9 protein-coding genes and 1 pseudogene are annotated in these 11,082 nt (G+C 69.8%); 5 read left to right on the top strand and 5 right to left on the bottom strand.

Annotation, left to right across the window (positions count from 1 at the left end):
• Positions 1–48: 48 nt before the first annotated feature.
• Both MQN93_RS27415 and MQN93_RS27410 read left to right on the top strand, forming a co-directional pair.
• Positions 49–816: pseudogene (locus MQN93_RS27415) on the top strand (IclR family transcriptional regulator); the annotation flags it as partial.
• 36 nt (positions 817–852) lie between these two features.
• On the top strand, positions 853–1,542 hold the full coding sequence (locus tag MQN93_RS27410) for a DNA alkylation repair protein (RefSeq protein WP_242711732.1): 690 nt from the start codon (positions 853–855) through the stop codon (positions 1,540–1,542).
• Between the two features lie 36 nt (positions 1,543–1,578).
• Here MQN93_RS27410 and MQN93_RS27405 read toward each other — a convergent pair whose 3' ends face one another.
• Positions 1,579–2,940: an aminomethyl transferase family protein gene (locus MQN93_RS27405; RefSeq protein WP_242711658.1), complete on the bottom strand. Its 1,362-nt coding sequence runs from the start codon at positions 2,938–2,940 to the stop codon at positions 1,579–1,581.
• 135 nt (positions 2,941–3,075) lie between these two features.
• Positions 3,076–3,438 carry a winged helix-turn-helix domain-containing protein gene (locus tag MQN93_RS27400; protein WP_242711657.1) on the bottom strand — a complete coding sequence of 121 codons (363 nt, stop codon included), beginning with the start codon at positions 3,436–3,438 and terminating at the stop codon, positions 3,076–3,078.
• A gap of 132 nt (positions 3,439–3,570) precedes the next feature.
• On the opposite strand from MQN93_RS27400, the gene MQN93_RS27395 reads away from it, so the two are divergent.
• The gene (locus MQN93_RS27395) at positions 3,571–4,284 is read left to right on the top strand and encodes an anti-sigma factor antagonist (protein ID WP_016432951.1); all 714 of its coding nucleotides are present in this window, start codon (positions 3,571–3,573) and stop codon (positions 4,282–4,284) included.
• Positions 4,285–4,345: 61 nt separating this feature from the next.
• Here the strand turns inward: MQN93_RS27395 and MQN93_RS27390 are convergent, their stop codons facing one another.
• The 3 genes from MQN93_RS27390 to MQN93_RS27380 all read right to left on the bottom strand — a co-directional run bounded on the left by MQN93_RS27390 (position 4,346) and on the right by MQN93_RS27380 (position 7,272).
• Positions 4,346–5,635 (bottom strand): PP2C family protein-serine/threonine phosphatase, encoded by a 1,290-nt coding sequence (locus MQN93_RS27390; protein WP_242711656.1) that lies wholly within the window; start codon positions 5,633–5,635, stop codon positions 4,346–4,348.
• Entirely contained in the window at positions 5,632–6,435 is an 804-nt protein-coding gene (locus MQN93_RS27385) for an alpha/beta fold hydrolase (protein ID WP_242711655.1), read from the bottom strand. Before MQN93_RS27385 ends, MQN93_RS27390 begins: the two co-directional genes overlap by 4 nt.
• A gap of 141 nt (positions 6,436–6,576) precedes the next feature.
• Positions 6,577–7,272 carry a DUF899 domain-containing protein gene (locus MQN93_RS27380; RefSeq protein ID WP_016432954.1) on the bottom strand — a complete coding sequence of 232 codons (696 nt, stop codon included), beginning with the start codon at positions 7,270–7,272 and terminating at the stop codon, positions 6,577–6,579.
• Positions 7,273–7,509: 237 nt separating this feature from the next.
• On the opposite strand from MQN93_RS27380, the gene MQN93_RS27375 reads away from it, so the two are divergent.
• Together MQN93_RS27375 and MQN93_RS27370 are read left to right on the top strand one after the other, a co-directional pair.
• Positions 7,510–9,207 (top strand): stealth family protein, encoded by a 1,698-nt coding sequence (locus tag MQN93_RS27375; protein ID WP_242711654.1) that lies wholly within the window; start codon positions 7,510–7,512, stop codon positions 9,205–9,207.
• 13 nt (positions 9,208–9,220) lie between these two features.
• Positions 9,221–11,080: a stealth family protein gene (locus MQN93_RS27370; RefSeq protein WP_242711653.1), complete on the top strand. Its 1,860-nt coding sequence runs from the start codon at positions 9,221–9,223 to the stop codon at positions 11,078–11,080.
• Positions 11,081–11,082 lie beyond the last annotated feature (2 nt).

The raw sequence follows: 11,082 nt of genomic DNA, 5'->3' as shown, positions 1-11,082 counted from the left end.
GCAGGGGGACGGGTAGATTCTGGAGAGCAGAATGTCGAGGGACGTGCCATGGACAAGCCGCTCAGGACTCCGCCGCCGTATCCGATCGCCAGTGTGGACCACGCGCTGCGAGCGGCGACCATCCTGCAGATGGAGGGCGGAGCGACGGTGTCGCAGATCGCCGAGCGGCTGGGCGTGGCCCGGTCGACCGCGCACCGGCTGCTGGCGATGCTCGTCCACCGGGACTTCGCCGTGCAGGACGAGGGCCGCGTCTACCGGCCGGGGCCCGTGCTGGAGCCCGCCGCGCAGTCGCCGTCCCTGGTGTCACGGCTGCGTACGACGGCCCTGCCCCATTTGCAGCGGATCGTCGATCTGCTGGACGAGACCACGAACCTGATCGTGCGGACCCGCGACACGGCCCGGTTCATCGCCAGCGTCGAATGCCGGCAGGCGCTGCGGGTCGGCTCCCGCGAGGGCATGGTCTTCCCGGCCCACCGCACGACGGCGGGCCTGTTGCTGCTCGCCGAGCTCACCGACGAGGAGCTGGACGCCGCCTACGCCCCTGAGCGGTACCGTGACCGTCCGGCCGACCGGCCGGATCTCGCCCGGCTGCGCACGGAGCTGAAGCGGCTGCGCCGCACCGGGTTCGCGGTCAACAAGGAGCGGTCCGAGCGTGGTCTCGTGGCCGTCGGCGTGCTCGTGCGCGACCCGGACGGCACCGCGCTGGCCGGCCTGTCCGTGTCCATGCCCAGCATGCGCTACGACCCGCACCACCTCCAGTCGCTGGTCGCGACCCTGGACGCCACGGCGCGGGCCCTGGAGAAGGATCTGGCCGAACAAGGCCCACGCCCACGTGAGACACAGGAGGCCGAGATGGCCGGGACAGCGCTGACCGGGACGACGGTCGCCGAGGTGATGGCCGAGCTGGCCACCTTGGAGGACCCGAAGATCCGTGCGGTGAACGAGCGCCACGGTGACGATCACGGTGTGAACCTCTCCAAGCTGCGGGCCCTCGCGAAGCGGCTGAAGACGCAGCAGGACCTCGCGCGTCGGCTCTGGGAGACGGACGACACCGCGGCACGTCTGCTGGCGCTTCTGATCTGCCGCCCGAAGGCGTTCGCACGTGACGAGCTGGACGTCATGCTGCGGCAGGCGCGCTCACCCAAGGTGCACGACTGGCTCGTCAACTACGTGGTGAAGAAGAACCCGCACGCCGAAGAGCTGCGCCTTGCCTGGTCGGACGACCCGGACCCCGTGGTCGCCAGTGCCGGCTGGGCCCTGACCACCGAACGCGTCGCGAAGAAGCCCGAGGGCCTCGACCTCCCGGGTCTGCTCGACGTCATCGAGGCGGAGATGAAGGACGCCCCGGACCGGCTGCAGTGGGCGATGAACCACTGCCTGGCGCAGATCGGCATCTCCCACGCCGAGTACCGCACCCGTGCCATCGCGATCGGTGAGCGCCTGGAAGTCCTCAAGGACTACCCGACGTCCCCCGGCTGCACATCCCCCTTCGCGCCGACCTGGATCACCGAGATGGTGCGCCGGCAGGGCGACCAGTCGTAGGCCTCGGCGCAGGTCGGGGCCGCGCACACCGTCCGCTCACAGCAGCGACACGTCCGTCCGCCGACGGTCCGGCTTGAAGGGCAGTGGGGTCACTGTCGCGCGGACCTCGCGCTGGGGGGTGTCCGAGCGCCCCCACAGCACCACCACGTCGCGTCCGGGGGTGGCGTGGGCCTCGTCGATCACGCAGAGGGAGATGGTCGCGCGCAGGTTCACGCTGAGGGTGCGGCCGGTGGACACGCCCGACTGCCGCCCGTCGACGAGTACTTGATCGAAGGCCGGTCCGCGGCCGCGCGGGACTTCCATGGCGTCGGGCAGCTCGCCCTCACCGAGGTGTGCGGTGAGGATGCCGGCGACGTCCTCCGCGTTCCAGCGCAGGCCCACCAGCGTCCGACCGGGGCCTCCCCCGGCGGCATCGGCGGCCAGCGCCTCCCGGCCCAGGAAGTCACGGTCGGGCACCGCCTTGCGAAAGCCCCAGCCCAACTCGCCGGGCTTGCGGAAGTAGTCCGAGATGCCGTTGTCCGGTACGTAGCTGCCGCCGGGCCTGCCCCTCCTGAACTGTGTCGGCGCGCCCGGCGTCAGGATCGATGCGGGCAGGTAGTCGAGGCCGTTGGTGGCGATGCCCGCCTCGATGTGCTGCACGGGCTGTGATCTGAGGCCGAGCTGGCGGATCCCGAACGGCCCGCCGCACTCGACGGTGGCCGACCAGATCTCGTTGGCGTACGCGGCAAAACCGTGCAGCTCGTAGCCGAGCTCGCCCGAGATGCCCGTGCGCAGGACCCGTACGGGGATCCCGGCGACACGGGACATCCGGCTCCGGCTGAAGGCGATGTCGCGCAGGCTCTCCCCCGTCAGCTTCTCCAGCGTGTCCAGGGCCGCGGGTCCCTGCACTCCGAAGATGAACCGGTCGGGGCTGACGTCCACCGCCTGTGCGTCCCAACTCCCTTGACCCAACTGCCAGATCAGCCAGTCCCCGCTGCCGGCCGTATAGAGGAACTCCTCCTCGCCCAGCCTGCAGAGGACTCCCTCGGACGCCACCCAGCCGTTGGCGTCGAGCTGCACATGGTGCTTGATCTGCCCGAGTTCGAAGCGGGACAGATCCCTCATGCCCAGCCAGGCGAGGAAGTCCCGGGCCTCCCGGCCCCGCACGAGGACCTTGTGCAGACTGGACCAGTCGCCGATGTAGCAGGCGGTGACATGCGCGGCGCACTCCTCGGCCCAGTTGGTGTACTCGAGGGGGAGCAGGGTCTGGGCGAAGTGGGCGAAGGACCCTTGGTCGTTGCTCCTGTCCTGGGCCGCCGCGGCCGGGCTGAAGTAGGCGGGCCGCTCGGCGACGAAGGGTGCGTCCCTCAGCCGCTGAACCGCTTCGTATGTGCTGCGCTGCGCCTCGGCCCTGTCCACGGAGGTCCTCCTGATCCTGCGCACCTGCGATCCGTCGCCGCCCCGCCGAACGGTCACGAACGCGCAACTAGATCGGTTAAGTGAACCGTAGCAGACCGTCCCGACGGCGCTTGCGGATACGGCGAAGACCGTTCTCTACGGCGCCTCATGACCCTCGACGGACGAGGCGGTCGGGGCGGACGAGGCGGACGCGTACGTCGATTCGTGGTGGATCAGGATCGACAGCAACTCCGCGACCGTGGCCGGGGCGTCCGCGGGATGGCGCAGTCGCTTGTCGGTCGCCACGCTGTAGACGTTGGAGCGGCCCTCCCGGACATGGGTGAGGTAACCGCCCCCCTCCAGGTCGGCGATGATCTTCTGCACGGCCCGTTCGGTGAGTCGGCAGCGGGCCGCGATGTCACGGACACGGGTGGTGCGGTCGTCGGCGATGGCAGCCAGCACACGGGAGTGGTTGGTCAGGAACGTCCAGCCTGCATGCGATTCCGGCGCTCGGTCCATGAAGGACATCATACGGCCAACAGTTCACGCATCCCGAAGAACGAATCCCTTTTCGTGTGCTGGTTGACGTTGAACGCACCGGGGAGCGATGCTGGGAGGCAGTCGAGAAGACGGTATGTGCCGGGAGCATCCATGTCCCATCACACGGCCCTTCCCCACGGCGACGAGCCCTGCCCCGAGTGCGGCACGGCGGCCTGGCCGACGCAGTTGCCCGCGCCGGTGACGCTGAGCCTCGACATGTCCGGGGACCGGCTCGTGGTCACGGTCTCAGGCGAACTCGACCTGGAGAGCGACCAACTGCTCCAGCAGACGTTGAACGATGCGCTCGACCGTACCTCCGGGGGTCTCGAACTGGACCTCGCCGGCGTCGACTTCTGCGACTGCGCGGCCCTCAACGTGCTGCTGGACGTGCACGACCGGGCGCGCGCGAGCGCCAAGCGCTTCGTGCTGCGGACCACCAGCCCGGCCGTTCAACGTCTGCTCGCCCTGACCGGCGTTCTCCCCCTCTTCGCGGCCGGAGCTGCGGACTCCGGGCCGCCGGCGATCGGAACGACGCGCGAGGCGGACCCGCCCGGCGCCGACATCGCGGCCGAGAACGCCCAGCTGCACCAGGCGTTGGAGAGCCACGCGGCGATCGACCTGGCCCGGGGCATGCTCATGGCGTCGTTCCGGCTGAACGCCCAGCAGTCCTGGGAGGTGCTCGTGACCGTGTCCCAGCACAGCAACACGAAACTGCGCCTGATCGCCGACGCCCTCCTGCGGACCACCGACGGCAGCGCGCTGCCCGCACCCCTTGCCGACCATCTGGCCACGGCCGTACGGGTGCACGGCAGTTCAGCGGGGTAAGGGGTCAGCAGCGTAGGGGCGGAGGGCCGCGGTTTTTAGCGCAACAGGAGCCGCAGCACGCTCACCATCCGTCGTCCGCCCGTGAGTTGGCGTCCGGTATGCCGAGGGCGAGCAGGGCGGTGTCGTCGTCGAGGCCGTCGCCGAAGCTGTCCAGCAGGTCCGTCAGGGCCTTGATCACGGCGCTCGGAGGCTCTCCGGCGCGCTCCGTGACAAAGGCCAACAGGGCGTCCTCCCCGTACAGGGAGGTGCGGTCTTCGCCGGTGCGGGCCTCGGTGAGGCCGTCGGTGTAGAGCAGGAGGGTGTCGCCGGGGGCGAGAACCGTCATGGCGGTGGCGAAGGTCGCGGAGGGCAGGACGCCGACCAGGAGGCCGCCGGGCGTCGGTAGGAAGGCGGCCGTGCCGTCGGCACGCAGCACCAGGGCCGGGGGGTGACCGCCCGAGGCGAGGTGGACGCCGACCCGGCCCGTCACCGGGTCCGGTTCGAGCGTCCCGAAGACGACGGTGCAGTGGCGGGGGTCACCGCTGCCGGTGTAGCGCTCGTGCAGCACCGTGTTGAGGGTGGCGAGGGCCTTCACGGGGTCGGCGTCGTGCAGTGCGGCCGCCCGCAGCGTGTAGCGGGTCAGCGAGGTGACGGCGGCGGCCTGGGGTCCCTTGCCACAGACATCTCCGAGGAAGAAGGCGTAGCGCTTGTCGTCGAGCGGGAAGAGGTCGTAGAAGTCGCCGCCGAGCCGGTCGGGAGAGGCCGTGTGGTAGTGGGCCGCCGTCTCCAGTCCGGGCACCCGCACCAGCGTGTCCGGCAGCAGTGACCGCTGGAGGACGGCGAGGGCGTCCTGCAGCCTGGCACGGTCGACCTCCGCCCGCATGCGCGCCTCGTCGGCCAGTTTGCGGCGTCGTAGGAGCTCCTCCTCGTACGCACGGCGGTCCCGGGCGTCGAAGAGCGTGGTGCGGATGAGCAGGGGCTCGCCGTCGGTGGCACGCTTGACCACCGAGGAGACCAGCACTGGCATCCGGCCGCCGTCCGCCTGCTTGATCTCGAAGGCGATGCCGCTGATCTCGCCCTGAAGTTGCAGCAGTGGCGCGAAGTGCGTCTCGTGGTACAGCTTTCCGCCCACGCTCAGCATGTCGCTGAACCGCATCCGGCCCACCACCGCCGCACGTTCCAAGCCGAGCCAGCCCAGCAGCGTGGCATTGATCTTCGCGACGGTGCCGTCCATCAGGGTGGACAGGTACCCGCACGGGGCGCTCTCGTACAGCTCCTCGGCACTGTCCTCCAGCAGTGCGGCGAATGCCGCGTCCGCCATCCGGTCGCCGTCGGCGTCGGACGGGTCGGAGTGCCCGGAGCGGCAGGTCATCGCAGGTCCGCGAGAAAGGCGCGTAGGGCCTCGTTGGCCGCTTCGGGTGCCGACAGGTGCGGACAGTGGCCGGTCGCGTCCAGCGTGACGAGCGTCGATCCGGGGATCGCCCGGCTGACGAACGCGCCGACCTCACGGGGAGCGATGGCGTCGTGGGTGCAGTCCAGCACCAGCGTGGGGACGTTCACACGCTTCAGATCGTCTCGCGAGTCCGAGAGGAACGTGGTCCGCGCGAAGACGCGCGCCATGTCGGGGTCGGTGGCGCAGAAGCTGTTCTTGAGCTCCTCGCCGAGTTCGGGCCGGTCCGCGTTGCCCATGATCACCGGTGCCATGGCCGCCGACCAGCCCAGGTAGTTCGACTCCAGGGACTGCAGCAGTTCCTCGATGTCGTCGGCTCCGAAACCGCCGCGGTAGCCGTCGTCATCTATGTAGCGCGGGGAGGGGGCGATCATCACCAGTGCGCCGATCCGCTCCGGAGCCAGGTCGGCGGCCAGCACCCCGATCATCGCGCTCACCGAGTGGCCCACGAACACCGCCTCGCGAAGGTCGAGCGCCTCGCACACCTCCACGACGTCCCGGGCGTATCCCTCCAGGGAGGAGTACCGCTCCGCCGAGAACGCGGCGGGGTCCGAGCGGCCCGAGCCCACGTAGTCGAACAGCACCACACGGTGGTCCTCGGTCAGCGCGGGCACCGTCAGCCGCCACATGTTCTGATCACATCCGAACCCGTGCGCGAGCACCACGGTGGGTCCCTGCGGGTTGCCGGTGACGGTGATGTTGTTCCGCCGAGCGATATCCATGGTTCACAGTCTCACAGGGCCGCCCCAACGCCCCCATCCGCTGCTGAACCACCTTGCGTCACCGACGGTCGCCCTGTGTGGCCCCGCGGGCGGAGGGCACACCGCGGCAGCGGTACGCCCTCCGCCCGTCGGGCCGGCCGTTCAGCTCGCGCCCGGCTCCGGGCCGTAGAGCGCGGCGATGTCCTGGGAGCGCGGCCACCGGCTGTAGGTGGGCGACTGCGGCCAGCCCTCGGGAGAGTCCTGCCATTCCTCCTGCCGGCCGAACGGCAGCGTGTCGATCAGTGCGAAAGTGTGGCTGAGCTGCTCGGTTCCCCTGCCATTGGTGTGCCAGGTGCGATAGACCCTGTCGCCGTCCCGCAGAAACACATTGACCGCGAATCCACCGTCGGGCGGTGCGCCGACGTCGGTTCCGAACGAGCTGTTCGCCGTCGAATACCAGGTCATGCGGTTGCCGACGCGCTCCTTGTAGGCGAGCGCTTCCTTGATCGGCCCCTGAGTGACGATCACGAAGCGCGCGTCGTAGCTGTCCAGGAACTCCAGCCGGGTGAACTGCGAGGTGAATCCCGTACAGCCCGGGCACTGCCATTCCTTGCCGGCGAACCACATGTGGTTGTAGACGATCAATTGGCTCTTGCCCTCGAAGATCTCCGCCAGCCGGACCGGGCCGTCCTCGCCCTCCAGGACGTAGTCGGGCATCTCCACCATGGGCAGGCGGCGGCGCTCGGCCGCGATGGCGTCGAGCTCCCGTGTGGCGGCCTTCTCGCGGGCGCGCAGCGCTTCGAGCCGGCGCTCCCAGGTCGCGGCGTCGACGACGGGTGGTAGTGCGTGGGTGGTCATGATCCCTCACAGAATTCGTGCGCAGCTGTCCCTTGTACTGCCCTTGTACTGAGGTAGACCGCGCCCGGCTCCGGAACTCATCGCCCGCCGGCATATTCCGCCACCGCTAGCACAAACAGCAGTGCGTTGGCTGTGCGCCACGTAAATTCCCGGAGACATCTCGTACAACCTTTCGTCACGCGCGTCGGTCTGGATATCGCAGGTACGTACAGGAGTTGGTGAAGAGGAGCTCAAAAGGTGACCGTGCGCTCTTTTGCCCGGCGGATGCGCCCACGAGTCGAGCGGAAGGCCGCCGAGAGGGTGTGGCAGTTGCGCACCATGCGGCGCCGTCGGCGGGCCGCGGTCACCGACCCGGTGCTGCGCCCGGTGGCCGTGCGCGGCCAGTGGTTCTACGGACGCGTGGTGACCGGCTTCAGCGCGGCCGAGGCCGCCGCCTCGAATCTCGGTCTGGTCGTGGCCGCCCTGGAGCAGGAGGGAATCCCCCATTTCCTGGTGCCGGGCTCTCGTACGCGGCACACGGTCGGCGTCAACGCCGTCGACCGGGAGCGGTTCCTCACCGCGCTGGAGGCTCAGAACGCGGGCAAGGCCGTGTTCATCGGCAGGCCGCTGCCCGGCGGAAAGCTGCTGCACCCCGCACTGTTCATGGACGGCGTGCTGCCCGCCGCCCTGCGCACGGCGCCCACGCTGCGGATCGGCGAGAACCACCTGGGGCCCGCGGGCCAGTTGCTCGCCGGGCCCGAACTCGCCTGTGACATCGAGTTCTGGGAGGACGGGGCCGCGCTCATGGCCTCGGAGGAAGGACCGCGCCGACTGGCCAAGGTCCAGCCGCAGGCCTCCGCCGACATCTTCGCCGAATCCCTGATCGCGCCCCGGAACAACGGCGTCACCGACGTGCTTCCCGCTTCCGAGCAGAAGCCGGCCACCGTGCAGGTCGGCGACCGTGAGCTGCCGAGCTTCGTGCCGTTCACCCGGCCGACGGTGAACGACGTGACCTTCCCCGTCGACGTCGTCTACACCTGGGTGGACGGCGAGCAGCCCGAGATGCGCGCCAAGCGGGCCCGCTACCAGGGGCGGGGCACCGCCGAGATCCTGGACAAGGAGACCAACGCCTCCCGCTACACCAGCCATGACGAACTGAAGTACTCGCTGCGCTCGCTGGCGATGTACGCGGACTTCGTCCGGCACATCTACCTCGTCACCGACGGGCAGAAGCCGCACTGGCTCGACGACGAGGCCCCCGGCATCACCGTCGTCGACCACCGCGACATCTTCCCGGCGGACGTGCTGCCGGTCTTCAACTCGCATGCCATCGAGACCCGGTTGCACCACATCGAGGGTCTGTCGGACCACTATCTGTACTTCAACGACGACGTGTTCGTGGGCCGTCGGGTCACCGCGGAGCACTTCTTCCACGGCAGCGGGCTCATGAAGGTGCCGGTGTCCCCCCTCAAGATCGGCATCGGCAAGCCGCACGCCGAGGAGACGGCCACCAACTCCGCCAGCAAGAACGTCCGTCGGCTGCTGTGGGAGAAGTTCGGGCGGATGACCACGAACAACTTCATGCACACTCCGCTGCCGCAGCAGCGCGAGACGCTGCTGGCGCTGGAGGAGCTCTTCGCGGAGGACATCCGCCGGACCACCGCGTCCCGTTTCCGCTCCCCGCAGGACGTGGCGATGACGGCGCCGCTGCTCTACCAGTACGCGCTGATGACCGGCCGTGGCGTGCCGGGCAGCTTCAGCTTCCGGTACGTCAACATCAGCCGCCCGGACGCCGAGAAGCGCCTGCACGATCTGCGCCGGACCCGCCGCTTCGACTTCTTCTGCCTCAACGACGTCGATGTGCCGCCGGAGGAACGGGAGTTGGTCGGCGCCCGGATGAACGACTTCCTCGAACACTACTTCCCGTTCCCGAGTCCCTTCGAGAAGCGGAACTGACGGGGCCGCGTCCATGGACATCCGCCACCGCCCCGCGATGCCCGCGGGCCTGCGAGCCGGTCGGGATCTGCTGGTGCGCTTCCGGCTCGCACTGTGGGCCCGGTTCTGGACAGTGCGCAGCATGCGGGCCAGACGACGCCTGAGGGCCGCGGTCCCCGGGCTGCGCCCGGTCGCGTTCGGGCCGGTACGGCTGTACGGGCCGACGGTCGCCGCCTACACCGCCGCGGACGCCGACGAGGCCGACCTCGAGCGGGTCTGCACCCTGCTGGAGGCGGTCGGAGTGCCGTACTTCCAGGTCCCTTCCGACCAGAGCGACGGCACGCCCCGGCCCCCTGTCGTCGGTGTCGAGGAGTCGTACCGCGAGACGGTCCTCGCCCGCGCCGCGCAGCGCTTCGCCCGGACGCCCGAGTACGTCGGGGCCGTCGGACCGGACGGCGCCGTGACGCGTGCGGTGCTGTGGGCCGACGGAAGCCTGCCGCGGGCGGTGGGGCAGGCGTCGGTGCTCCGGACCGGGGTGGTGCGCCTGGGCCCCGCGGGGCAGGTGCTGAGCGGGACCGAGGCCGGCTGTGACATCGAGTTCTGGCGGCACGGCAGGGACCTGGGCACCGCGCCGGGGACCGATCCCTCCTGGTTCACCGTGCCCGGCAGCCAGTTGGGGGACGTCTACGGCCCGGCGCTCGTCGCCCCGCGCCGCAACGCCGTCTCCGAGGTGCTCCCCGCGGTGGCGCAGCAGCCCGCCGCGGTGACCGGGCCGCGGCGCCGTGTGCCGACGTTCGCGCCGTTCGCCGAGTCCACCGTCGACGAGGTGCGGTTCCCCGTCGACGTGGTCTTCACCTGGGTCGACGGGGACGACCCCACCATGGCCGCCAAACGCCGTGCGCATCAGCGGATCTACGACTACGACAACGCCATCGCCCCGCGCGAGACCGGTGCCTCGCGCTACACGAGTCATGACGAACTCAAGTACGCGCTGCGCTCGTTGGACATGTACGCCGGGTTCGTGCGGCACGTGTACCTCGTGACCGACTCCCAGATCCCGGCCTGGCTGAACCCGGACGCGGCGGGCCTGACGGTCGTCGACCACCAGGACATCCTCCCGGCCGCCGCGCTCCCCGTCTTCAACTCCCATGCGATCGAGAGCAGTCTGCACCACATACCGGGGCTGTCGAGCCACTACCTCTACTTCAACGACGACGTCTTCATCAACCGGCCGGTGCGGGCAGAGCACTTCTTCCACGGCAACGGCATCGCACGTATCCCGCTCTCGCCTCTGAAGCTCGGTCTCGGGGCCCCGCATTCCCTGGAGCCCGCCCCCAACTCCGCGGGCAAGAACGCCCGCGAGGTGATCAGGCGCTTCCACGGCCGGTACGTCACGCACAAGTCGCTGCACACCCCGCACCCCCAACTGCTGTCGGTCATGCAGGAGATGGAGAGCCTCGGCATCGACGAACTGGAGCGCACCTCCTACTCGCGCTTCCGCTCCACCTCCGACGTCGCGCCCGCCTCCACGCTCCACCATCACTGGGCCATCGCGACCGGCCGCGCCGTCCCGGCCCACTACCGCTTCCGCTACGTACAGTTGGGCACCCCGGACATGCGGCGCCGCCTGGCCCGGCTGACCGCCGGTGAGGACATCGACTTCTTCTGCCTCAACGACGTGGACACTCCTCCGGAGGCGCGAGCGGAGGCGCAGGCCGCCATCCACGGTTTCCTGGAGCGCAAGTTCCCCTTCCCGAGCCGCTTCGAGGGGACCACGACACGACCGGTCTCCCACCCGGCCGCCCCCCGAATGACGAAGCTCCCCCAACAAGTGACCCTCGGTGAAGTCCGGCAGCACAACGGAGGAGTCCAGCACGAGGGCCACAGCCAATAGCC

It is taken from the genome of Streptomyces spinosisporus, from assembly GCF_022698145.1.
In the GTDB taxonomy this organism is placed as follows: domain Bacteria; phylum Actinomycetota; class Actinomycetes; order Streptomycetales; family Streptomycetaceae; genus Streptomyces; species Streptomyces spinosisporus.
The sequence above is the reverse complement of the archived record's forward strand: the minus strand, read 5'-3'. Positions and strand labels throughout refer to the sequence as shown.

Excerpts from the sequence above, each read along its gene's own strand:
- MQN93_RS27410 (WP_242711732.1), top strand. The coding sequence starts at position 853 with ATGGCCGGGACAGCGCTGACCGGGACGACGGTCGCCGAGGTGATGGCC.
- MQN93_RS27400 (WP_242711657.1), bottom strand. The coding sequence starts at position 3,438 with ATGGACCGAGCGCCGGAATCGCATGCAGGCTGGACGTTCCTGACCAAC.
- MQN93_RS27395 (WP_016432951.1), top strand. The coding sequence starts at position 3,571 with ATGTCCCATCACACGGCCCTTCCCCACGGCGACGAGCCCTGCCCCGAG.
- MQN93_RS27390 (WP_242711656.1), bottom strand. The coding sequence starts at position 5,635 with ATGACCTGCCGCTCCGGGCACTCCGACCCGTCCGACGCCGACGGCGAC.
- MQN93_RS27385 (WP_242711655.1), bottom strand. The coding sequence starts at position 6,435 with ATGGATATCGCTCGGCGGAACAACATCACCGTCACCGGCAACCCGCAG.
- MQN93_RS27380 (WP_016432954.1), bottom strand. The coding sequence starts at position 7,272 with ATGACCACCCACGCACTACCACCCGTCGTCGACGCCGCGACCTGGGAG.
- MQN93_RS27370 (WP_242711653.1), top strand. The coding sequence starts at position 9,221 with ATGGACATCCGCCACCGCCCCGCGATGCCCGCGGGCCTGCGAGCCGGT.